Source organism: Enterobacter sp. E14S (assembly GCF_055666685.1).
Map to the genome: position 1 here is coordinate 90,955 of NZ_JBVODQ010000007.1, position 23,037 is coordinate 113,991.

Below are 23,037 nucleotides of genomic sequence, written 5' to 3' on the forward strand. Positions count from 1 at the left end.
ATCTACTTTGCATTTATTTGATGAATAGAATGCGTAAGAAAAAGCCCCGGAATATCGGGGCGGTGAATAATAAAATTCAAAGGTTAACTCTGCGTAGACTCGTTGTTGGACGGGTAAACGAAGCGCCGCCCGGCAACGCGAGGGTTAGGAAGGTAACAGTTTCAGCAGAGCGAAAGCCTCCTTCATCCGGTCTTCGCTAACCACAAAAGCGCGAATCTGACCCTCGTTATCCGCGCCGCGCGCGACCATTCCCTGCGGTTCGAGGGTAATTTGCCAGTTCAGATCCTGACGCTGAGTTTCACCGGCAAGATGCAGCGGTAATTCCGACGTTTTGACTTTAATCAGCATGGCGGGTAATTTCAGCGGCGCGCTGCCGCCGAGCAGGTTTTTCGCCAGATACATCGCGCTTAATTGAATTGGCTGTAAAAAGGGCAGTACCTGACCGTTAATTTCAGCGCAGTCACCTAACGCGTAAATATCAGGTTGCGTGGTTTGCAGGTAGCTATTTACCTTCACGCCACGCTGTATTTCGGCGCCTGCGCGATGCGCCAGCGCGGTTTCCGGGCGCAGGCCCGTTGCCGCGATTACCACATCCACCTCAACGCTGCGGCTGCAGTCGAGCGTGGCACGAATGCCGCCTTCGGTTTTGCTCAGGCTTTGCAGCTGCGATTTCAACAGCAGATGCACCCCCATGTCGGTCAGGCGATGCTGTAAGCGACTGCTTACTTCTGCGGGCATCAGCGACGACAGAATGCTTGCCGCGTGGTCGATCAGAGTCACGGATTTACCCGCCCGGCAGAAATCCATCGCCAGCTCGGTGCCTATCAGCCCGCCGCCGACAATCATCAAGCGCTGCGCGTCGCGAAGCGCCGTTTCGCTGGCCTGATACTCCTGCTGGCTGTTGAGGGTGATCGTCAGCTCGCGGCCTTCAACCGGCGGCACAAACGCAGAGGCACCCGTGGCCAGCACCAGTTTGTCGTACTGCCAGGTTTTCTCTTTTGCTTTCACCACGTGGGCGGCAGCGTCGATGTCGGTGACCCAGGTATACGGGAACAGACGCAGGTTAAACTGTTCTGCGAACTCCCCCGCCGTCTGGCGGGTGAGGTCTTCGGCGCGCTGATTCTGGCTAATGACGTGGCTCAGATCGGGCTTGTTGTACTCGTCCATGCTGTCGGCGGCGATCACCGTCAGCGGCACGCTGGCGTCCTGCTTGCGGATATTTTTCACCAGCTGGCGGGCGGCAAAGCCCGAGCCGATGATGACGATACCGTTGCTCATTTTGCCTCCGTACCCAGTTCGTCAAAGACGTCTTTCCCGAGGGAACATTCCGGGCAGAGGAAGGTGTCCGGCACCTCACTCCACGGCGTACCCGGTGCGACATCCTGCAACGGCTCGCCCAGTTCCGGGTCGTAGATCCACTGGCAGACGCTGCACTGCATGCGCGGTCCGGGATCGGCGGCTGCCGCGGCGGCGCAGGCGCAGGTTTCCTGCTGTGCGGTCGGTTCGGCAGCTTGCGGAAGCGGTGCGAGCGCCCACTGGCGGGCAATATCGCGGCCGTGCTGGCGGCAGATCTCCAGGGCGTCGATATCCGGTCGCCATTTCGCCTTCAGGCTGAGGGACATTTCAAAGCCCGCATCCTGCAGGCGGGTAGACAGACGGTCTACCGCGCCGCCGCTCCAGCCGTGGGAGCCAAAGGCGCTGGCGCGCTTGTTGCGAAAACGCAGGCCGGTCATCTCTTCTACCAGACCGGCAATTTTCGGCATCATCACGTTGTTCATGGTGGAGGTGCCCACCAGCACGCCCTTAGAGCGGAAGACGTTGGTCAATACCTCGTTCTTATCGCTGCGCGCCACGTTGAAGATTTTCACCGCCACGTTGGGGTCCACTTCGTTGATGCCCTGGGCAATGGCGTCCGCCATCATGCGGGTGTTGTTGGACATGGTGTCGTAGAAAATAGTGATGCGGTCTTCCTGATAGTCCGCCGCCCACTTCAGGTAGAGCTCCACAATCTGGGTGGGATTTTCACGCCACACCACGCCGTGGGAGGTGGCAATCATATCCACCGGCAGGTTAAAGCCGAGGATCTCGGTGATTTTCGGCGTCACCAGGCGGCTGAACGGCGTCAGGATGTTGGCGTAGTAGCGCTGGCACTGCTCGAAGAGTTCGGTCTGGTCCACTTCGTCGTTGAACAGGCGCTCGTCGCAGTAATGCTGGCCGAAGGCGTCGTTGCTGAACAGTACCGCGTCGCCGGTCATGTAGGTCATCATGCTGTCCGGCCAGTGCAGCATCGGGGTTTCCACGAAGATCAGCTGCTTGCCGTTGCCGATATCCAGCGCGTCGCCGGTTTTCACGGTGTGGAAATTCCACTCCGGATGGTGGTGATGGCCGTTGATCGAGTCGATGGCGTTGGTGGTGCAGTAGATCGGCGTGTTCGGAATGTAAGACATCAGCTCGGTCAGCGCGCCGGCGTGGTCCTCTTCCGCGTGGTTGATGATGATGTAGTCGATGGCGTCCAGGTCGATTTCACTGCGCAGGTTCTGCACGAACTCGCGGCTGAACTTGTGATCGACGGTATCGATCAGCACGTTTTTTCCTTCGCGGATGAGATAGCTGTTGTAGCTGCTGCCGCGCAGCGTTTTGTATTCCGTCCCGTGGAAATCGCGCACTTCCCAGTCACGTTGACCCACCCAATGAATGTTATTTTTAACCAGAATAGACATAGCAACCTCTACGTAATACAGCATTTTCAAATAAGATGGTTTGCCTATATCAAGTTGCGTGCCAGCTTTTAAGTTATTGATTTTAATTAATTAATATTTTCATGATCCGTAATGGGTAGTCATTATGACTATCAAAAGCAGTGTCAATATGACAGCATGCATTGTCAAAATGACAGCGAGGTAAATATGAGCTTTTCCGTAGAAGTGCTGGCGAAGATCGCCATTGAGCTGCAGACCGGTATCGGCCATCAGGACCGCTTTCAGCGGCTGATCTCCACGCTGCGCCACGTGCTGGCGTGCGACGCCTCGGCGCTGCTGCGCTACGAGGGGCGGCAGTTTATTCCGCTGGCTATCGACGGGCTGGCGAATGACGTGCTTGGACGGCGTTTTACCCTTGAGGGCCATCCGCGTCTGGAGACTATCGCCCGTGCGGGTGACGTGGTGCGCTTCCCGGCGGACAGCGAGTTGCCCGACCCGTACGACGGGCTTATTCCCGGACAGGAGAGCCTGAAGGTTCACGCCTGTATCGGCCTGCCGCTGTTTGCCGGACAAAACCTGATTGGCGCACTGACCCTCGACGGCCTGTCGCCGGACCAGTTCGACACCTTTAGCGACGAAGAGCTGCGCCTGATTGCCGCCCTGGCCGCCGGGGCGCTGAACAATGCCCTGCTGATTGAACAGCTGGAGAGCCAGAACATTCTTCCCGGCAGCCCGGCGGCGTTTGAGCAGGTGACGCACACGGAGATGATCGGCCTTTCTCCGGGCATGGCGCAGCTCAAAAAAGAGATTGAGATTGTCGCCGCCTCAGATTTAAACGTGCTGATCTTCGGGGAAACCGGCACCGGCAAGGAGCTGGTGGCGAAGTCCATTCACGAAGCGTCGCCGCGCGCGGTGAACCCGCTGGTGTACCTCAACTGCGCCGCGCTGCCGGAAAGCGTGGCGGAAAGCGAGCTGTTTGGTCACGTTAAAGGGGCGTTTACCGGGGCCATCAGCAACCGCAGCGGCAAGTTCGAAATGGCTGATAACGGCACGCTGTTTCTGGACGAAATCGGCGAGCTCTCCCTGTCGCTGCAGGCCAAGCTGCTGCGCGTGCTGCAGTACGGCGACATCCAGCGCGTGGGGGATGACCGAAGCCACAGAGTGGACGTTCGCGTGCTGGCGGCAACGAACCGCGACCTGCGTGAAGCGGTGCTGGCAGGGCAGTTCCGCGCCGACCTGTTCCATCGCCTGAGCGTGTTCCCGCTTACCGTGCCGCCGCTGCGCGAGCGCGGGGACGACGTGGTGCTGCTGGCGGGCTTTTTCTGCGAGCAGTGCCGTCTCAGGATGGGGCTTTCCCGCGTGGTGCTGAGCCCGGGTGCGAGGTCGCATCTGCTGAGCTACGGCTGGCCGGGCAACGTGCGCGAGCTGGAGCACGCGATTCACCGCGCGGTGGTGCTGGCGCGGGGGACGCGTTCGGGTGACGAAGTTGTGATCCACGCGCGGCATTTTGCGCTGCAGGATGAAACCGCACCGGCTATTGCTCAGGCTGTACCCGAGATAGCGAATGAAAATCTGCGCGAAGCCACTGAGGCGTTTCAGCGTCAGATGATTACCCGCGCGCTGGAGCAGAATAACCGCAGCTGGGCGGCGTGCGCGCGGGCGCTGGAGATGGACGTCGCCAACCTGCACAGGCTGGCGAAGCGTCTGGGACTGAAGGGCTAGATAATCCCGGCCTGATAGAAATCCTGCAGGTTGATGGCGCCACACAGCCTGCCAGCGTCATCCACCACCGGTGCGGCGGTGATTTTGCGCTTCATCAGCACCTCTTTGGCTTCAATGGCGCGGCTCTCGGCGTTCAGCGTCAGCCCGCCTTTGGTCATGGCGTCCGACACTTTTGTTTCCAGCCTGCCGCCGCCCACCAGCCAGCGGCGCAGGTCGCCGTCGGTGAACACGCCCTTAACGCTCCCGCTGTCATCGCAGACCGCTACCAGCCCCAGACCGGTGCGGCTGAGCTCCAGCATCGCGTCCATGACGCTGGTATCGAGTTTGACCTGCGGAATGGCATCGTCGGTGCGCATCAGGTGGTGAACCTTGTTGAGCAGGCGTGCGCCGAGCGCGCCCGCCGGATGCGAACGGGCGAAATCTTCTTCGTTAAAGCCGCGCGCCTGCATCACCGCCATTGCCAGCGCGTCGCCCATCATCAGGGTGTTAACGGTGCTGGAGGTCGGAGCGAGGTGCATCGGACAGGCTTCACGCTCAACGGAAATATCCAGCGTCGCCTTGGCGGCCAGCGCCAGCGGCGAGCGTGATTTGCCGGTCATCGCCAGCAGGGCGACCGATTTTTCCTGCAGGCGCGGAATAATCAGGTCCAGCTCTTTGGCCGAACCGGAGTAGGAGATAAACAGCATCACGTCGCGGCTTTCAATCATCCCCAGATCGCCGTGCAGCGCCTCTGCCGGATGCACAAAAAACGCCGGGGTGCCGGTGCTCGCGAGCGTCGCGGCAATCTTTTTGCCGATATGGCCGGATTTACCGATGCCCGCCACGATCACTTTGCCTTCGCAGTGGATAATGGTGTTGGCGGCGCGGACAAAATCCTCGCCCAGACGTTCCGGCAGGCGGCTGGCTTCCTGCAGTTCCAGCATCAGCGTCTGGCGGCCCGTTTCTAACAGAAAATCACTCATCTCTCTCTCCGGTTACGATCACGTCGATTCCTTTCTCTTCCAGCGCTTTTTTGAACGCCGGGTCGATACCCGCGTCGGTAATCAGCTTATCAACGCTTTCAAGGCTACAGACAATGTTGGGGCTTTTGCGGCCAAACTTCGACGAGTCTGCCATCAAAATCACTTCCCGCGCGGCGTTGCACATGGCTTTACTGACGCTGAACACCTCGTTGAACGTCGTAACGCCCGCATTCAGGTCGATGCCGTCGGTGCCCATAAAGAGTTTATCAAAGCTGAAGTGGTCGAAGGCATTCTCCGCCAGCTGGCCGTGAAACGACGCCGATTTTTTGCGGAAGGTGCCGCCGGGCATCAGGATGGTCTGCTCGCTGTCGAACTCCGACAGGGCGTTGACGATGTGCAGGCTGTTGGTCATCACCGTGATGTTGTTAAAGCGGCTGAGCAGCGGGATCATCTGCAGGACGGTGCTGCCTGCATCCAGAATGATGGAATCGCCATCGTGGATAAATTTGACGGCGGCTTCGGCAATCAGCGCTTTCTGGTGGGTATTGATCAGCGTTTTGTGGTCGATAGGCGGGTCGGCTTCGTCTTTATTGAGCACCACGCCGCCGTAGGTTCGAATGACGGCGCCAGAGTTTTCGAGCAATACCAGGTCCTTGCGTATTGTCGTGCCGGTAGTGTCAAAGTAGTGGGCCAAATCCTCTACCGAGCATTTTCCCTGCTTTTGCAGATGCTCGAGAATGGCCGCCTGCCGCTGACGAGGTTTCATAGGCGCTTCGTTCCTTAGGTTGCGAAATGATAATTTCGCAAGTCTATAGCTTTCACAACGAAATTATCCATGTTTCAGATTAAGCGCTAATGATAGTGCATTCTGACAGAGTGGATCATGGGGAAAGATCACATCGGGCCGTAATTCCTGCAGCGAAATGCCGTTGATTGCCTGGATTTTCACCGGACGGGCGAAGACGGTCATGCCGCGCATGATCAGGGAATCGCAGACCTGGTCGTGCTCATCCAGCGCAACGGCGACGACCACGCGCGGTTTGAAGCGTCCGCCGGAACGCCCGACCCCGACGCGACCTTTCTGGCACAGCGCGTCAAACGCGCGGTTAAACTGGTGGATTTGCCAGCCGCCAAACGCCATCTGGCAAATCCAGGCGAGGGCGGCGAGGGTGATGAGTGCGGTGACCATATCGACTCCTTGTTTTGTTCCCTCTCCCGGTGGGAGAGGGTTAGGGTGAGGGGGAACAAACCGCTCGATCAGAACATGACCTGCCCACCGGTCACGTTGATCGACTGCCCGGTGCAGTACGAGGCTTTCGGGCTGGCGTAAAAAAGCAGCATGTTCAGCACGTCCTGATAATCGCACCCGCGCTTCAGCGGCACTTTATCGATGTAGTACTGCTCCACTTCCTCAGCCTTGATGCCGAGCTTGGTGGCATACTGCGGCAGCAGGGACTGGAACATCGGCGATTTCAGCAGGTTGCCCAGCATCAGCGAATGCACGGTAATGCCGTACTCGGCCAGATCCAGCGCCAGAGACTGCGTCAGGCCCACGCCGCCAAACTTCGCCGCGCTGTAGCCGGAGTTATGCTTGCTGCCCACTTTCCCCGATTTGGAGTTGATCTGAATGATGCGCCCCTGAATGCCGTCGCGGATCATCAGACGGGAAAACTCGCGGGCGCAGAGGAAATAGCCCACCAGATTCACCTGCAGCGAACGGTCAAAATCCCCCAGTTCGAAATCGCTGATAAAGGCCGCTTTCGCAATCCCCGCGCTGTAGACCAGCAGGTCGGTACGCCCAAAAATCTCGTCCACGCCGCGGGCCAGCGCCATCACGCTCTGCTCGCTGGTGGCGTCGGCACCAAAGCCGTACGCTATCCCTTCACCAAACTCGGTGTTGAGGGCGTCCGCCACGCGGGCGGCTTTTTCACTCTGAATGTCCACTACCGCCACGCGGTAACCCTCTGCGGCAAGCCCACGGCAGAGGAACTCGCCTAAGGTTTGTCCTCCACCAATGACAACGGCAACCTGACTCATGTGTTTCTCCTTAATTACGCAACAAATTTTAACGTGCAGCCTGGGGTGACGGCCTGCGGAACCGGACCATCAACGTGAACCGTGCCGGGATACTCCGCCTGCGGCTGGCCGTCGAAACGCAGGGTGATGTGGCCCAGCTCGCGCAGGTTTTGCTCGGCCACGTCGCCGACGGCGGTCACGGCATAGCGCGCCTCGCCCAGCTCCAGCTGGCTCCCGGCCTTCAGTTCGCCCTTCAGCTCGCCGTGACAGTGGATAAAGCAAAACTCTTCGATATCCGCCGGGGCGCCTTCGCGGAAGGTGATCAGCATCTGGTCGCTCAGCGCGTCCGCTGCGCTCTGGCCGATGCGGGTAATGGTGGTCTGGTAAATGACGGTCATCGCAGGAACCTCTTATTGATAAATAAAGCCAGAGACAAACCAGGCAATCAGCACCGTCGGTGCGCCCGTCAGGAAGCGGCTCACCAGCACGGACGGCACGCCCACGCGCACGGTGTCCTGCCGCGCTTCCGCCAGCGACAGCCCCACGGGGATGAAATCGCACGCCGCCTGGGCGTTAATGGCAAACAGGGCGGGCAGGGCGAGGTGCGGGGGAATGTTCCCCAGACCAATCTGCACGCCAATCAGCACGCCGATGACCTGGGCAATCACCGCGCCCGGGCCGAGGAACGGCGACAGCAGCGGGAAGGAGCAGATCAGCGCCAGCGTCACCAGCCCGAGCGGGTGGCTCGCGAGCGGGGCGAGGCCGTGGGCAATCCAGTCGCCCAGGCCGGACGCCATGATGATGCCGATCAGCGCCGAGACGAATGCCATAAACGGCAGTATGGTTTTCAGCACCGTGTCGATGGTGTCGCGCCCGGACTGGAACAGCACCGCCACGGCGGACCCCATGCCCATCCCGACCTTCGCCAGCAGGCCGTCGCTCTGCTCGGTGATCTTCTTGCTGGTGTCGTACTCGCGCGGGGCCGTTTTTTGCGGCGCGGCAGTGCCATTCACCAGCGTGATGTTGTCCTCCTTCACGCCTGAGACATAAATGTCCTCAAGGATGTACTGCGCCAGCGGGCCGGATTTTCCGGTGGAGTGAATATTCACCGTCGGAATACGGCGCTTCGGATAGATACCGCAGCGCAGCGTGCCGCCGCAGTCGATCACCGCCACGCCGATTTCCGCTTCCGGCGGCTCGCCTTCCTTGAAGCCGTCGACCGCTTCCCAGCCGGTCAGCTCGCGCAGTCTGTCGACGATTGCCGGTCGCGTGCCTGCGGTGATGTAGACGATCTTTTTGCCTTCGGTGGCGTCGAACTCCAGCGGGCCGCCCCAGCCGCCCGTGCCTTTCTCAATGCGGATCCGGTTCATGCTGTGGCTCCTGAAAGATGGACTTTCTGTTCAAGCTGGATGCCCATTTTTTTCTCAAAAATGGCGGTCGTGAGGTCGGTCACCCAGCCGCGGAAGAAGTTGGTGACCAGGCCAACCAGCAGGTAGCTCACCGCCAGCGGGCCGAGCGGCAGGCCAAGGGTGGTGAGGCCGCTGGCGATCCCGAGATAAACAAACAGTTCGCCGGGGTTAATGTGCGGGAACAGGCCGTTCATCGAATGGCAGCTGTAGGAGGCGGCGGCGTAGTAGCTCGGCTTGTACTTTTCCGGCATGAAGCGGCCGAGGCTTAAGGTCATCGGGTTGCAAAACACGAAGGTACCGATGAACGGCAGTACCAGGTAGCGGGACAGCGGATTCCCGGCACAGCGCTGGGCGAAGCGTTCGATGCGCTGCTGGCCGATAAAGTTGATCAGCGCGTTCATGATCACCAGCAGGCTGATCAGCAGAGGCAGGATCCCGGTCACCATGCCGGTGAACACTTCTCCGCCTTTCTGAAACAGCCCGATGAACCACTCGGCGCCGTGGGTGATGGTCTCTATCATTCTTTTCTCCTGTGGGGCTTTTTTGTTTTGTATTACTGTGGCTAATAATAATCACTTTGAAAGGTTTTAAAGTGTTAGTTGGATCTCACAATGAAAGAAAAATGGATTATTTTGAAAGTTAATTGATGGGGTGAATGATTTTCGGTGGAAAAAAGCGCGGATTTGCGTGGGAGAGGTGCGTACCGCTTCCTTGAGGTGTTGCGGATGCTTTACCATACTGGGTTCTTATCGAACCCGTTAAATGGATGTCTCATGTTCAAGCGTCGTTATGCAGCGCTGTTGCCTGCGCTTATCCTGCTGTCTGCCTGTAGCAGCAAACCTAAGACCGAAGCCGTTCAGCAAACGGCGGGCGCGCCTTCCGGGGGATTCCTGCTGGAGCCGCAGCACAATATGATGCAGATGGGAGGCGACTTCGCGAATAACCCGGCGGCCGAGCAGTTCATCGATAAAATGGTGAGCAAACACGGCTTTGACAGACAGCAGCTGCACGAAATTTTGTCTCAGGCCAAGCGTCTGGACTACGTGCTGCGCCTGATGGACAGGCAGGCACCAACCGCCCAGGTGCCGAGCGGGCCGAACGGCGCGTGGCTGCGCTATCGCAAACAGTTTATTACCCCGGACAACGTGCAAAACGGCGTGGTGTTCTGGAATCAGTATGAAGATGCGCTCAACCGCGCGTGGCAGGTGTACGGCGTACCGCCTGAAATCATCGTCGGGATTATCGGCGTGGAAACCCGCTGGGGCCGCGTGATGGGGAAAACCCGCATCCTCGACGCGCTGGCGACGCTCTCCTTTAACTACCCGCGCCGTGCGGAGTATTTCTCTTCCGAGCTGGAAACCTTCCTGCTGATGGCGCGCAGCGAGCAGGACGATCCGCTCGATCTGAAAGGGTCGTTTGCCGGCGCGATGGGCTACGGCCAGTTTATGCCGTCCTCCTATAAGCAATATGCCGTCGACTTTAACGGGGACGGTCATATCAACCTGTGGGATCCGGTAGATGCCATCGGCAGCGTGGCGAACTACTTCAAAGCGCACGGCTGGACGCCGGGCGGCCAGGTGGCGGTGCAGGCGAACGGTCAGGCGCCAGGGCTGGAAAACGGCTTCAAAACCAAATACAGCGTTGCGCAGCTGACGGCGGCAGGCTTAACACCGACCCAGCCGTTGGGCAATGTCGATCAGGTAAGTCTGTTGCGTCTGGATGTCGGGACGGGCTATCAGTACTGGTACGGCATGCCGAACTTCTACACCATCACCCGCTATAACCACAGCACTCACTATGCGATGGCCGTATGGCAGCTGGGGCTGGCGGTATCGCAGGCCCGCGTGCCGGCGGCGTCTCCGTTTAGTCAGTAAGTTGCTCAGACGGGTAGGCTGGGTAAGGTAACGCCGCCACCCGGCATGGCTGCACGCACGGTGCGGCCTGATGCCCTCACCCTGACCCTCTCCCACGGGAGAGGGAAATTCCGCAGAAACATTTCGCCACACTCCCTTTTCAAACCCGCCATTTACATCTTAACCGCCTTTTATTATTGTTATGTTATAACATTTATAGCGGTGTCAAAATGTCAACGTCCCTTTTTTCTCTGTCTGCTCTGGTTCGGCTTTTGCTGGCGCTGGTGCTTGTTGCCTTTATCGGGCTGGCCGTGCGCTGGGCGGTGGCATTGCCATGATTGTGATGAATGAACTGGTCGCGGGATATGAACGTCAGCCCGTTACGCGGCCCCTCTCGGGCACGATTGAGCGCGGCAGCATGACCGCCATTATCGGCGCTAACGGCTGCGGGAAGTCCACGCTGCTGAAAACGCTGGCGGGGTTTATTCCTCCCGTCAGCGGCGGCTTCCGCTGGCAGGGTAAGCGCCCGGTAATCGGCTGGCTGGCACAGCGTCACGCGCTGGAGGCGCAGTTTCCGATGACCGTACAGGACGTGGTAAGCATGGGCTGCTGGCCGGGCATTTCGCTTTTTTCCGGGTTTCGTCGCGAAACGCGGCTGCGCATTGCCGGCGCGCTTGAGCGCGTCGGGCTTGAGTCCATGGCGTTATCCACCATCGATGAACTCTCCGGCGGTCAGTTTCAGCGCATGCTTTTTGCCCGCGTCCTGGTGCAGCAGGCGCCGCTGGTGATGCTGGATGAACCCTTTACCGGAGTCGATGAAGCTACCTGCAACGTGCTGATGGATCTGATGCTGGAGATGTATATGCAGGGGCAAACGCTGCTCGCGGTACTGCACGACAGCGAGCGCGTGTCGCGCCATTTCCCGCAGACGTTACGGCTGGATGCTGACGTTCCCCAGTGGAAAACCGAGCGGGTGAGGGTGGCATGATCTGGCATCTCTTTTTTCAGCCGTTCATTGAGTACGGCTTTATGCGTCGCGCGCTGGTGGTATGCCTGGCGCTCTCGGTTAGCACCACCGCGCTCGGCGTGTTTCTTCAGCTGCGTCGGATGAGCCTGATGGGCGACGCCCTTTCTCACGCCATTTTGCCGGGTGTCGCCGTGGGGTATTTGCTCAGCGGTATGTCGCTGCTGGCGATGAGTATTGGCGGTTTTATCGCGGGAATTACCGTGGCGCTACTGGCCGGTCTGGTCAGTCGACGCACGCCGCTGAAAGAAGATGCCAGCTTTGCCGGGTTTTATCTCGGCTCGCTGGCGCTGGGCGTCACGCTGGTGTCGTTGCGCGGGTCGAATGTCGATCTGCTGCATCTGCTGTTTGGCTCCATCCTCGCCGTGGACAACGACGCCGCGCTGTTTGTTACGGGCGTTTGCATGTTCACCCTTATCATGCTGGCGCTGTTTTATCGCGGGCTGGTGACAGAAGCGTTTGATACCGCCTGGTTGCAGGTGAACGCCCGCTGGCTGCCTGGCCTGCTGCACGGACTGTTTCTGGCGCTGCTGGTGCTTAACCTGGTGGCCGGTTTTCAGGTGCTCGGCACGCTGATGGCCGTCGGGCTGATGATGCTTCCGGCCGTGGCAGCCCGCTGCTGGGTGCGCACGTTACCTGCCTTACTCCTAATGGCGGGTATCAGCGGTATCGTCTGCGCATGGCTGGGGCTGAGCCTCTCCTGGGCGATGAGCCTACCGGCCGGGCCGTCCATCGTGCTCACCGCCAGCGCGCTGTTCTTTATTTCCATTTTATTGGGTACGCGAAGCAGGCTCGCTGGCAGCCTGCGGGCGTATTTTTAACGCAAGGGGAAACGATGAAACGTACAGGATTTGTAGTGGCGCTCGCGCTGGGGATGATGTCGCACGGCGTGATGGCGAAAACGCTGAATGTGGTGGCCAGCTTTTCGATACTGGGGGATATTACGCAGGAGGTAGGCGGTGACCATGTGAACGTGACGACGCTGGTCGGGCCGGACGGCGATCCGCATACCTTCGAACCGTCGCCGAAAGACAGCGCGGCGCTGAGCAAGGCCGATGTGGTGGTGGTAAACGGCCTGGGGCTGGAGGGCTGGCTTGACCGTCTGGTGAAAGCCTCCGGGTTCAAAGGACAACTGGTCGTTGCCTCAACCGGGGTGAAAACCCACACGCTTGAGGAAGATGGAAAGACCGTGACCGATCCACACGCGTGGAACAGCGCGGCGAACGGGGCGCTGTATGCACAAAATATTCTGAACGGGCTGGTGAAAGCCGATCCGCAGGACAAAGCCGCGCTGGAAGCCTCTGGCAAAACGTATATCGCGCAGCTCAGCCAGCTGGATAACTGGGCCAAAACGCGTTTTAGCCAGATCCCGTCGGCGAAGCGTAAAGTGCTGACCAGCCATGACGCGTTCGGCTATTTCAGCCGCGCCTACGGCGTGACGTTTATGGCGCCGCAGGGGCTGTCGTCTGAGAGCGAAGCCAGCGCGGCGCAGGTCGCCGAGATTATCAATCAGATCAAAGCCGACGGCGTGAAAACCTGGTTCATGGAGAATCAGCTCGATCCGCGTCTGGTGAAACAGATTGCATCGGCGACGGGCGCACAGCCCGGGGGTGAGCTTTACCCTGAAGCGCTGTCGGCAAAAGGTGGGGTGGCTGACACCTACGTTAAGGCGTTTCGCCACAATGTGAACACCCTCGCTGACAGCATGAAATAACCTTTCCACCGCCGGTGCGTCCGTACCGGCTTTTTTCTGAAGCCCCCTCGTAAAACCTGAAGTGCATCCCCACATCTGACGAGAAAGTGCTATCTTGTGCAGCACGTTTTTCTGATGCCTGGAGCGAGAATGACTGACCATGAATTGATGCAGCTTAGCGAGATCGTTGGTCTTGCACTGAAGCAGCGTGGCGCGACAATCACCACCGCGGAATCCTGCACCGGCGGCTGGGTGGCGAAAGCGATTACCGATATTGCCGGCAGTTCCGCCTGGTTTGAACGCGGTTTTGTGACCTACAGTAACGAAGCTAAAGCTCAGATGATTGGCGTGCGCGAATCCACGCTTGAACAGCATGGCGCGGTCAGCGAACCGGTGGTAATCGAGATGGCCATTGGCGCGCTCAAAGAGGCGCGGGCAGATTACGCCATTTCCATTAGCGGCATTGCGGGCCCGGACGGCGGCAGCGACGTGAAGCCTGTCGGCACCGTCTGGTTTGGGTTCGCCACCTCCAAAGGGGAAGGGATCACCCGCCGGGAGTGCTTCAGCGGCGATCGCGAAAGCGTGCGTCGTCAGGCAACCGTTTATGCGTTAAAAACGCTCTGGCAACAATTTCTACAAAACACTTGATACTGTATGACCATACAGTATAATTGCACCAACAGAACAGAAATCCACGGTGAAGCACAGTCGCTTCTCCCGGCATGACAGGAGTAATAATGGCTATCGACGAAAACAAACAGAAAGCGTTGGCGGCAGCACTGGGCCAGATCGAAAAGCAATTCGGTAAAGGCTCCATCATGCGCCTGGGTGAAGACCGTTCCATGGATGTGGAAACCATCTCCACCGGTTCGCTTTCTCTGGATATCGCGCTGGGCGCTGGCGGTCTGCCTATGGGCCGTATCGTAGAAATCTACGGGCCAGAGTCCTCCGGTAAAACCACACTGACGCTGCAGGTGATCGCCGCGGCACAGCGCGAAGGTAAAACCTGTGCGTTTATCGATGCCGAGCACGCGCTGGACCCTGTTTATGCCCGCAAGCTGGGCGTGGATATCGACAACCTGCTGTGTTCTCAGCCGGACACCGGTGAGCAGGCGCTGGAAATTTGTGACGCGCTGGCGCGTTCTGGTGCCGTTGACGTTATCGTGGTCGACTCCGTTGCCGCACTGACGCCAAAAGCCGAAATCGAAGGTGAAATCGGTGACTCTCATATGGGCCTCGCGGCACGTATGATGAGCCAGGCGATGCGTAAGCTGGCGGGTAACCTGAAGCAGTCCAACACGCTGCTGATCTTCATCAACCAGATCCGTATGAAAATTGGTGTGATGTTCGGTAACCCGGAAACCACTACCGGTGGTAACGCACTGAAATTCTATGCCTCTGTCCGTCTGGATATCCGCCGTATCGGCGCGGTGAAAGAGGGAGAGAATGTGGTCGGTAGCGAAACCCGCGTGAAGGTTGTGAAGAACAAAATCGCCGCGCCGTTCAAACAGGCTGAGTTCCAGATCCTCTACGGCGAAGGGATCAACTTCCTCGGCGAGCTGGTTGACCTGGGCGTGAAAGAGAAGCTGATTGAAAAAGCGGGCGCATGGTACAGCTACAACGGTGACAAGATTGGTCAGGGTAAAGCGAACGCGATCTCCTGGCTGAAAGAGAACCCGGCTGCGGCGAAAGAGATTGAGAAGAAGGTGCGTGAGCTTCTGCTGAACAACCAGGACTCCAAACCTGATTTCGTGGTGGATGCCGCGGATGCTGAAGAAACTAACGAAGACTTTTAATTCTTTCGTTTAAAAATGAAGGGCTGCTGATGCGGCCCTTTTTGCATTTCTGAACCAGCAGGTTTTTTATGAGTGAACCGACAACACGTCGACCGGCGTATGCACGCTTACTGGACCGTGCGGTGCGCATCCTGGCCGTTCGTGACCACAGTGAACAGGAGCTGCGGCGCAAACTGTCGGCTCCGGTGATGAGTAAAAACGGGCCGGAAGAGATTGATGCCACCGCGGAAGATTATGACCGCGTGATTGCCTGGTGCTATGAGCATCATTATCTCGATGACGAGCGCTTTGCCTCACGGTTTCTCGCCAGCCGCGGCCGTAAAGGATATGGGCCCGCGCGCATCCGGCAGGAGCTGAACCAGAAAGGGGTGGCCCGGGAGTCCATCGAAAAAGCGATGCGCGAATGCGATACTGACTGGTGCGAGCTGGCCAGAGAACAGGCGATTCGTAAATACGGCGAACCGCTGCCGCGTGAATTTTCAGAAAAAGTCAAAATCCAGCGCTTTTTGCTCTACCGCGGCTTTCTGATGGAAGATATTCAGGATATCTGGCGTAATTTTGCCGATTGAACGCATGCGGGATTTTACTTCCCACTAAAGAAAACTTATCTTATTCCCACTTTTTCCAGTAGCTGGTCTGTCCAACGGTTTACCGATACAGGGTGGCTACGACATTTCGTTAGCTTGATTTCAGGATAATTATGAGCAAGAGCACCGCTGAGATCCGTCAGGCGTTTCTCGATTTTTTCCATAGTAAGGGACACCAGGTTGTTGCCAGCAGCTCCCTGGTACCGAACAACGATCCGACTCTGCTGTTTACCAACGCCGGGATGAACCAGTTCAAGGATGTGTTCCTTGGTCTCGACAAGCGTAATTATTCCCGCGCCACAACCTCACAGCGTTGCGTGCGTGCGGGCGGTAAACACAACGACCTGGAAAACGTCGGTTACACCGCGCGTCACCATACGTTCTTCGAAATGCTGGGTAACTTCAGCTTCGGCGACTACTTCAAACACGATGCTATTCAATATGCGTGGGAACTGCTGACCGGTGAAAACTGGTTCAACCTGCCGAAAGAGCGTCTGTGGGTTACCGTCTATGAAACCGATGACGAAGCCTACGAAATCTGGGAAAAAGAAGTCGGGATCCCGCGCGAGCGTATTATTCGCATCGGTGATAACAAAGGCGCGCCATATGCGTCTGACAACTTCTGGCAGATGGGTGATACCGGCCCTTGCGGTCCGTGCACCGAGATCTTCTACGATCACGGCGACCACATCTGGGGCGGCCCTCCAGGCAGCCCGGAAGAAGACGGCGATCGCTACATTGAGATCTGGAACATCGTCTTCATGCAGTTTAACCGTCAGGCCGACGGTACGATGGAGCCGCTGCCGAAGCCGTCCGTTGATACCGGTATGGGTCTGGAGCGTATTGCCGCGGTACTGCAGCACGTTAACTCCAACTATGAGATTGACCTGTTCAGCACCCTGATCAAAGCCGTTGCGGAAGTGACCGGCGCGACCGATCTGAACAACAAATCGCTGCGCGTTATCGCGGACCACATTCGTTCCTGCGCGTTCCTGATTGCCGACGGCGTTATCCCGTCGAATGAAAACCGTGGCTACGTGCTGCGTCGTATCATTCGTCGTGCCATCCGTCACGGCAACATGCTGGGCGCTAAGGACACCTTCTTCTATAAACTCGTTGGGCCACTGATTGGCGTGATGGGGTCAGCCGGTGACGAGCTGAAACGCCAGCAGGCGCAGGTAGAGCAGGTTCTGAAAACCGAAGAAGAGCAGTTTGCACGTACGCTGGAGCGCGGTCTGGCGCTGCTGGACGAAGAGCTGGCGAAACTTAAGGGCGACACGCTGGATGGCGAAACCGCTTTCCGCCTGTACGACACCTACGGCTTCCCGGTTGACCTGACGGCGGACGTTTGCCGCGAGCGTAACATCAAAGTTGACGAAGCGGGCTTCGAAGCCGCGATGGAAGAGCAGCGCCGTCGTGCGCGCGAGTCCAGCGGCTTCGGTGCAGACTACAACGCGATGATCCGCGTTGACAGCGCGTCTGAATTCAAAGGCTATGAGGCGCTGGAACTGACCGGCAAAGTGACCGCTCTGTTTGTTGACGGTAAAGCCGTAGACAGCATCAGCGCGGGCCAGGAGGCCGTAGTCATTCTGGACAAAACGCCGTTCTACGCCGAATCCGGCGGTCAGGTTGGCGATAAAGGCGAGCTGAAAGGCAATGGCTTTAGCTTCAGCGTGACCGACACCCAAAAATACGGTCAGGCAATTGGCCACCAGGGCAAACTGGTTTCCGGTTCTCTGAAAGTGGGCGAGGGCGTCCAGGCTAACGTTGATGAAGCTCGCCGCGCGCGCATTCGTCTGAACCACTCGGCAACCCACCTGATGCACGCTGCCTTGCGCGACGTACTCGGTACCCATGTTGCACAGAAAGGTTCTCTGGTTAACGACAAAGTGCTGCGTTTCGACTTCTCGCATTTTGAAGCGATGAAACCGTCTGAAATCCGCGCGGTGGAAGATCTGGTGAACGCGCAGATCCGTCGTAACCTGCCAATCGAGACCCACATCATGGAGCTCGAGGACGCGAAGAAAAAAGGTGCGATGGCGCTGTTTGGTGAGAAATATGACGACCGCGTTCGCGTGCTGAGCATGGGCGACTTCTCTACCGAGCTGTGCGGCGGTACGCACGCATCGCGCACCGGTGACATCGGCCTGTTCCGCATTGTTTCCGAGTCGGGTACGGCGGCAGGCGTGCGTCGTATTGAAGCGGTGACCGGTGAAGGTGCGATTGCGAGCCTGCATGCGCAGAGCGATCAGCTGCACGACATCGCGCAGCTGCTGAAAGGCGATAGCCAGAACCTGGGCGAGAAAGTGCGCGTTGCGCTGGATCGCACGCGTCAGCTGGAAAAAGAGCTGCAGCAGCTGAAAGAGCAGGCTGCGGCGCAGGAGAGTGCAAACCTCTCCAGCAAGGCTGTAGACATTAAGGGCGTCAAACTGCTGGTCAGCGATCTGGCGGGCGTTGAGCCTAAGATGCTGCGTACTATGGTCGACGATCTCAAGAACCAGCTTGGTTCTACCGTTATCGTGCTGGCGACAGTGGCAGAAGGTAAGGTTTCTCTGATTGCGGGCGTCTCTAAGGATGTGACCGACCGCGTAAAAGCAGGGGAACTGATTGGTATGGTCGCTCAGCAGGTGGGCGGCAAGGGTGGCGGTCGTCCGGACATGGCGCAAGCCGGCGGTACGGATGCGGCGGCACTTCCGCAAGCTTTGGCCAGCGTTGAAAGCTGGGTAAGCGCGAAACTGTAATAACTACAAAGCACAAGCAGACGCCATAGCGGTAACGTTATGGCGTCTTGTTCACTGTGCTATCGATAACGATAAAGTCAGGTTGAGTTTGTGTATATCGGCTAAACTTACGTTTAACAGAATGTGATGCCGTGACTGCTTACACTTTACGTGTTTGTCATCGCTTACTTTTTGGCGTTATATGATGGATAATGCCGGGATACAAGAGACCCGACTCTTTTAATCTTTCAAGGAGCAAAGAATGCTGATTCTGACTCGTCGAGTTGGTGAGACCCTCATGATTGGGGATGAGGTCACCGTGACAGTTTTAGGGGTAAAGGGTAACCAGGTACGTATTGGTGTTAACGCTCCTAAAGAAGTATCTGTCCACCGTGAAGAGATCTACCAGCGTATCCAGGCTGAAAAATCCCAGCAGTCCAGTTACTGATATTGTCGCGTCTCGCTGTCGGGCGAGACGCAACCCTCCTGTCATTTTTCCTGCTCAACGTTACCGTTTAATTTCAAACGCTCTCTTTTTAACCACTCTGTTACCCTAAACTCGCCCCTACGCCGCCATTTCTGCAAAGGTTTTCTGTGAAGATGCCTGCAAAATCCGCTTATAAAACACCCTCTTTGCGGCTTTTACATGCGAATTGCGTGTGATTTGTGCAAACGATAAAAGCTTTTGGAAAATTGTTTGACTTATAAGTCCCAGAAAGTAATATATGCGCCACGCAGCGACGAGAAGCTCTTAACGAGTAACTCTAAGCACTCGAAAGAGGCGTTGTGTGGTGAGGTGGCCGAGAGGCTGAAGGCGCTCCCCTGCTAAGGGAGTATGCGGTCAAAAGCTGCATCCGGGGTTCGAATCCCCGCCTCACCGCCATTTTGCATCCGTAGCTCAGCTGGATAGAGTACTCGGCTACGAACCGAGCGGTCGGAGGTTCGAATCCTCCCGGATGCACCATCTATTACTTCATATTGCTTTAGAAGTGATATGAATATCGAGCAGTACAGTAGTAAATCCCGATGCATCCGTAGCTCAGCTGGATAGAGTACTCGGCTACGAACCGAGCGGTCGGAGGTTCGAATCCTCCCGGATGCACCATCTCTTCTGTTATTCCCTTCGATGTTTATTTCTTAATCACTCTCGTAGTTATGACTTCTCAGTCAGCGACAAAAATCACCATTTACGATAAAGTAATGCTTTGTTAATCGTTTAGCGAGAGCACGATGTACGCACAGTATGACGGTTTGATCTTCGATATGGACGGCACTCTCCTGGATACCGAACCCACGCATCGTCAAGCCTGGACTGACGTCCTGGGCCGCTACGGCATGCGTTTCGATCTTCAGGCGATGATTGCCCTCAACGGATCCCCCACCTGGCGTATTGCGCAGGCCGTGATTGAACTGAATCAGGCCGATCTCGACCCGCATCTGCTCGCGCGCGAAAAAACCGATGCGGTAAAAGCCATGCTTCTAGATACCGTACGCCCTCTGCCGCTGATTGATGTGGTAAAAGAGTGGCACGGGCGCCGCCCGATGTCGGTAGGAACCGGGAGCGAAAGCGCGATTGCAGAAGCTTTGCTCAACCATCTTGGCCTGCGCCACTATTTTTCTGCCGTGGTCGCCGCCGATCATGTTAAACATCACAAGCCCGCACCGGACACCTTCCTGCTTTGCGCTGAGTTAATGGGCGTCCCGGCGGCAAAATGTGTCGTGTTTGAAGATGCCGATTTTGGTATCCAGGCCGCGCGTGATGCCGGAATGGATGCGGTGGATGTGCGCTTACTGTGAGTGACGCGCTGTCACTTGCTTCATTATTCGCCAGCAGTTTTTTAAGCGCCACGCTGTTACCGGGAAATTCGGAAGTGGTGCTGGTGGCGATGCTGTTGTCCGGCGTGAGTCAGCCCTGGCTGCTTGTATTAATAGCAACAATGGGTAATAGCCTTGGAGGGCTGACTAACGTTATTCTTGGGCGTTTCTTTCCGCTGCGCGAAAAATCGCGCTGGCAGGAAAAGGCAGTCGGCTGGCTAAAACGCTATGGCGCTGCCACGCTGTTATTAAGCTGGATGCCTGTAATAGGCGATTTACTGTGTCTGCTGGCGGGATGGATGCGCATCTCCTGGGGACCGGTGCTCTTTTTTTGTGCCTTGGCAAGGCGTTGCGCTATGTTCTCGTGGCGTGGGCAACACTACAGGGTATGACGTGGTGGCACTAATTGGTGGAATGAATACGCGACCTTCAATCGTCAACCATTACAATTATGCTGAGTAACATTACTTTGACAGGCGGGAGGTCAATTTGATCCCGGACGTATCTCAGGCGCTGGCCTGGCTGGAAAACCACCCTCAGGCATTGAAGGGTATTCAGCGTGGTCTTGAGCGTGAAACGCTGCGCGTTAACGCGGACGGTAGCTTAGCGACGACGGGTCATCCGAAGGCGTTAGGCTCGGCGCTGACACATAAATGGATCACAACCGATTTCGCTGAGGCACTGCTGGAGTTCATCACGCCAGTAGAGGGTGATATTGATCATATGCTGAAGATCATGCGCGATATCCATCGCTACACCGCGCGCAACATGGGCGACGAGCGTATGTGGCCCCTCAGCATGCCGTGCTATATCGAGCAGGGCCAGGAGATTGAGCTGGCGCAGTACGGCACGTCAAATATCGGCCGGCTGAAAACGCTCTATCGCGAAGGGCTGAAAAACCGCTACGGCGCGTTGATGCAGACGATCTCGGGCGTGCATTATAACTTCTCGCTGCCAATGGCGTTCTGGCAGGCGAAATGCGGTGAAACGGATAAAGATGCGATCTCTGAAGGCTACTTCCGCCTGATCCGCAACTATTACCGTTTCGGCTGGGTGATCCCGTATCTGTTTGGTGCCTCCCCGGCGATCTGTTCTTCGTTCCTGCAGGGGAAACCGACCACGCTGCCGTTCGAGAAGACCGAGTGCGGAATGTACTATCTCCCGTACGCCACCTCTCTGCGCCTGAGCGATCTCGGTTATACCAATAAATCGCAAAGCAATCTCGGTATTACGTTTAACGAATTGCACGAATATGTGGCAGGATTGAAGCGGGCGATCAAAACCCCGTCGGAAGAGTACGAGAAAATCGGCCTCGAAAAAGACGGCAAGCGCCTGCAAATCAACAGCAATGTGCTGCAGATTGAAAACGAACTGTATGCGCCTATTCGTCCTAAGCGCGTAACGCGCAGCGGTGAAACCCCGTCGGATGCGCTGCAGCGCGGCGGGATCGAATACATTGAAGTGCGTTCGCTGGATATCAACCCGTTCTCACCGATTGGCGTTGATGAGCAGCAGATTCGCTTCCTGGATCTGTTTATGGTCTGGTGCGTGCTGGCGGATGCGCCGGAAATGAGTTCAGACGAACTGCTCTGTACCCGTACAAACTGGAATCGCGTGATTCTGGAAGGGCGTAAGCCGGGCCTGACGTTGGGTATTGGCTGCGAAACGGCACAGTTCCCGCTGACCAAAGTCGGCAAAGATCTGTTCCGCGATCTGAAGCGTGTTGCCCGCACAATGGACAGCATTGACGGCGGCGACGCGTATCAACAGATCTGCGACCAGCTGGTGGAATGTTTTGATAATCCGGAACTGACGTTCTCAGCGCGTATTCTGCGTTCTATGATCGATCAGGGCATTGGCGGCACGGGGCGTTCACTCTCAGCGGAGTACCGTGAGATGCTGATGCAGGAGCCGTTAGAAGTGCTGAGCGAAGCGGATTTTGCCGCGGAACGCGATGCGTCCGTGGTGCGTCAGAAAGAGGTTGAAGCGGCGGATACCGAGTCGTTTGAGGCGTTTCTGGCGAAGCAGGCTTAAGCAGAAAAGAAAAAGGCCACATTGCTGTGGCCAAAATATACATCTCTGAATTCAGGGATGATGATAACAAATGCGCGTCTTTCATATACTCAGACGTGCATTCTGTAGAAGAGTTCAGTTTATTTTAAAAAAAATCACTATCGGAGGTGACGTATGCCGTTATTAGATAGCTTTACTGTCGACCATACCCGTATGGAAGCACCTGCAGTACGCGTGGCGAAGACCATGCACACCCCGCACGGCGACACGATCACCGTCTTCGATCTGCGTTTCTGCGTGCCAAATAAAGAAGTGATGCCAGAGAAAGGCATTCATACACTGGAACACCTGTTCGCCGGTTTCATGCGTGACCATCTGAACGGCAACGGCGTTGAGATCATCGACATCTCCCCTATGGGCTGCCGTACCGGTTTCTACATGAGCCTGATTGGCCAGCCGGAAGAGAAACGCGTCGCTGATGCGTGGAAAGCGGCGATGGAAGATGTGCTGAAGGTGAAAGAGCAGAACCAGATCCCTGAGCTGAACGTTTACCAGTGCGGTACTTACCAGATGCACTCTCTGGAAGAAGCGCAGGAAATCGCGCGTCACATCATTGAGCGTGATGTTCGCGTGAACAGCAACGAAGAGCTGGCCCTGCCAAAAGAAAAACTGCAGGAACTGCACATCTAGTGCACCTTTTCCCTCTCCCTCCGGGAGAGGGTAGGGTG

The 23,037-nt window shown here is 57.1% G+C and carries 22 protein-coding genes, 3 tRNA genes and 1 pseudogene; 17 read left to right on the plus strand and 9 right to left on the minus strand.

The window, feature by feature from the left end:
- Positions 1-144: 144 nt before the first annotated feature.
- Both norW and norV read right to left on the minus strand, forming a co-directional pair.
- Positions 145-1,278: an NADH:flavorubredoxin reductase NorW gene (gene norW / locus ACZ6J2_RS15240; protein WP_471726091.1), complete on the minus strand. Its 1,134-nt coding sequence runs from the start codon at positions 1,276-1,278 to the stop codon at positions 145-147.
- Positions 1,275-2,720, minus strand: a complete 1,446-nt coding sequence (norV, locus tag ACZ6J2_RS15245) for an anaerobic nitric oxide reductase flavorubredoxin (protein ID WP_471726092.1) — start codon at positions 2,718-2,720, stop codon at positions 1,275-1,277. Before norV ends, norW begins: the two co-directional genes overlap by 4 nt.
- Before the next feature lie 186 nt (positions 2,721-2,906).
- On the opposite strand from norV, the gene norR reads away from it, so the two are divergent.
- Positions 2,907-4,421, plus strand: coding sequence for a nitric oxide reductase transcriptional regulator NorR (norR, locus tag ACZ6J2_RS15250; RefSeq protein WP_471726093.1), 1,515 nt, complete (start codon positions 2,907-2,909; stop codon positions 4,419-4,421).
- Here norR and gutQ read toward each other — a convergent pair.
- From gutQ to srlA, 7 genes are all read right to left on the minus strand, one after another.
- Positions 4,418-5,383: an arabinose-5-phosphate isomerase GutQ gene (gene gutQ, locus ACZ6J2_RS15255; protein WP_058841091.1), complete on the minus strand. Its 966-nt coding sequence runs from the start codon at positions 5,381-5,383 to the stop codon at positions 4,418-4,420. The genes norR and gutQ overlap by 4 nt on opposite strands.
- Positions 5,376-6,149, minus strand: a complete 774-nt coding sequence (srlR, locus tag ACZ6J2_RS15260; RefSeq protein ID WP_032640855.1) for a glucitol operon DNA-binding transcriptional repressor SrlR — start codon at positions 6,147-6,149, stop codon at positions 5,376-5,378. The genes gutQ and srlR overlap by 8 nt, the downstream gene beginning before the upstream one ends.
- Before the next feature lie 63 nt (positions 6,150-6,212).
- Complete coding sequence (gene gutM, locus ACZ6J2_RS15265) at positions 6,213-6,572, minus strand: transcriptional regulator GutM (RefSeq protein WP_471726094.1); 360 nt, start codon at positions 6,570-6,572, stop codon at positions 6,213-6,215.
- Positions 6,573-6,640: 68 nt separating this feature from the next.
- Positions 6,641-7,420 (minus strand): sorbitol-6-phosphate dehydrogenase, encoded by a 780-nt coding sequence (srlD, locus tag ACZ6J2_RS15270; RefSeq protein ID WP_471726096.1) that lies wholly within the window; start codon positions 7,418-7,420, stop codon positions 6,641-6,643.
- Between the two features lie 14 nt (positions 7,421-7,434).
- Positions 7,435-7,797 (minus strand): PTS glucitol/sorbitol transporter subunit IIA, encoded by a 363-nt coding sequence (gene srlB, locus ACZ6J2_RS15275; protein WP_024907705.1) that lies wholly within the window; start codon positions 7,795-7,797, stop codon positions 7,435-7,437.
- A gap of 12 nt (positions 7,798-7,809) precedes the next feature.
- Entirely contained in the window at positions 7,810-8,769 is a 960-nt protein-coding gene (gene srlE / locus ACZ6J2_RS15280) for a PTS glucitol/sorbitol transporter subunit IIB (RefSeq protein ID WP_029742072.1), read from the minus strand.
- A complete protein-coding gene (srlA, locus tag ACZ6J2_RS15285; RefSeq protein ID WP_023333189.1) occupies positions 8,766-9,329 on the minus strand; it encodes a PTS glucitol/sorbitol transporter subunit IIC in 564 nt (187 codons plus the stop codon). Before srlA ends, srlE begins: the two co-directional genes overlap by 4 nt.
- Before the next feature lie 252 nt (positions 9,330-9,581).
- Here srlA and mltB point away from each other — a divergent pair, with 252 nt between their 5' ends.
- The 16 genes and pseudogenes from mltB to luxS all read left to right on the plus strand — a co-directional run bounded on the left by mltB (position 9,582) and on the right by luxS (position 22,999).
- The gene (mltB, locus tag ACZ6J2_RS15290) at positions 9,582-10,682 is read left to right on the plus strand and encodes a lytic murein transglycosylase B (RefSeq protein ID WP_170864504.1); all 1,101 of its coding nucleotides are present in this window, start codon (positions 9,582-9,584) and stop codon (positions 10,680-10,682) included.
- A 313-nt stretch (positions 10,683-10,995) separates the two neighbouring features.
- On the plus strand, positions 10,996-11,649 hold the full coding sequence (locus ACZ6J2_RS15295) for a metal ABC transporter ATP-binding protein (protein ID WP_471726097.1): 654 nt from the start codon (positions 10,996-10,998) through the stop codon (positions 11,647-11,649).
- Entirely contained in the window at positions 11,646-12,506 is an 861-nt protein-coding gene (locus ACZ6J2_RS15300) for a metal ABC transporter permease (RefSeq protein WP_471726098.1), read from the plus strand. The genes ACZ6J2_RS15295 and ACZ6J2_RS15300 overlap by 4 nt, the downstream gene beginning before the upstream one ends.
- A gap of 14 nt (positions 12,507-12,520) precedes the next feature.
- Positions 12,521-13,399: a metal ABC transporter substrate-binding protein gene (locus tag ACZ6J2_RS15305; protein WP_471726099.1), complete on the plus strand. Its 879-nt coding sequence runs from the start codon at positions 12,521-12,523 to the stop codon at positions 13,397-13,399.
- A 129-nt stretch (positions 13,400-13,528) separates the two neighbouring features.
- Positions 13,529-14,026, plus strand: coding sequence for a nicotinamide-nucleotide amidase (pncC, locus tag ACZ6J2_RS15310; RefSeq protein ID WP_023308944.1), 498 nt, complete (start codon positions 13,529-13,531; stop codon positions 14,024-14,026).
- 89 nt (positions 14,027-14,115) lie between these two features.
- The gene (recA, locus tag ACZ6J2_RS15315) at positions 14,116-15,174 is read left to right on the plus strand and encodes a recombinase RecA (RefSeq protein ID WP_023308943.1); all 1,059 of its coding nucleotides are present in this window, start codon (positions 14,116-14,118) and stop codon (positions 15,172-15,174) included.
- 68 nt (positions 15,175-15,242) lie between these two features.
- The gene (gene recX, locus ACZ6J2_RS15320; RefSeq protein WP_045404219.1) at positions 15,243-15,743 is read left to right on the plus strand and encodes a recombination regulator RecX; all 501 of its coding nucleotides are present in this window, start codon (positions 15,243-15,245) and stop codon (positions 15,741-15,743) included.
- A gap of 131 nt (positions 15,744-15,874) precedes the next feature.
- The gene (gene alaS, locus ACZ6J2_RS15325; RefSeq protein WP_471726100.1) at positions 15,875-18,502 is read left to right on the plus strand and encodes an alanine--tRNA ligase; all 2,628 of its coding nucleotides are present in this window, start codon (positions 15,875-15,877) and stop codon (positions 18,500-18,502) included.
- 241 nt (positions 18,503-18,743) lie between these two features.
- Positions 18,744-18,929, plus strand: a complete 186-nt coding sequence (gene csrA, locus ACZ6J2_RS15330; protein ID WP_000906486.1) for a carbon storage regulator CsrA — start codon at positions 18,744-18,746, stop codon at positions 18,927-18,929.
- A gap of 342 nt (positions 18,930-19,271) precedes the next feature.
- A tRNA-Ser gene (locus tag ACZ6J2_RS15335) sits at positions 19,272-19,364 on the plus strand.
- Between the two features lie 4 nt (positions 19,365-19,368).
- Positions 19,369-19,445, plus strand: a tRNA-Arg gene (locus tag ACZ6J2_RS15340).
- A gap of 64 nt (positions 19,446-19,509) precedes the next feature.
- A tRNA-Arg gene (locus tag ACZ6J2_RS15345) sits at positions 19,510-19,586 on the plus strand.
- A gap of 125 nt (positions 19,587-19,711) precedes the next feature.
- On the plus strand, positions 19,712-20,278 hold the full coding sequence (gene yqaB / locus ACZ6J2_RS15350) for a fructose-1-phosphate/6-phosphogluconate phosphatase (RefSeq protein WP_032648006.1): 567 nt from the start codon (positions 19,712-19,714) through the stop codon (positions 20,276-20,278).
- Positions 20,275-20,702, plus strand: a pseudogene (locus ACZ6J2_RS15355) (YqaA family protein). Before yqaB ends, ACZ6J2_RS15355 begins: the two are co-directional and overlap by 4 nt.
- 83 nt (positions 20,703-20,785) lie before the next feature.
- A complete protein-coding gene (gene gshA, locus ACZ6J2_RS15360; protein WP_471726102.1) occupies positions 20,786-22,330 on the plus strand; it encodes a glutamate--cysteine ligase in 1,545 nt (514 codons plus the stop codon).
- 153 nt (positions 22,331-22,483) lie between these two features.
- Positions 22,484-22,999, plus strand: coding sequence for an S-ribosylhomocysteine lyase (gene luxS / locus ACZ6J2_RS15365; protein ID WP_008499539.1), 516 nt, complete (start codon positions 22,484-22,486; stop codon positions 22,997-22,999).
- Positions 23,000-23,037 lie beyond the last annotated feature (38 nt).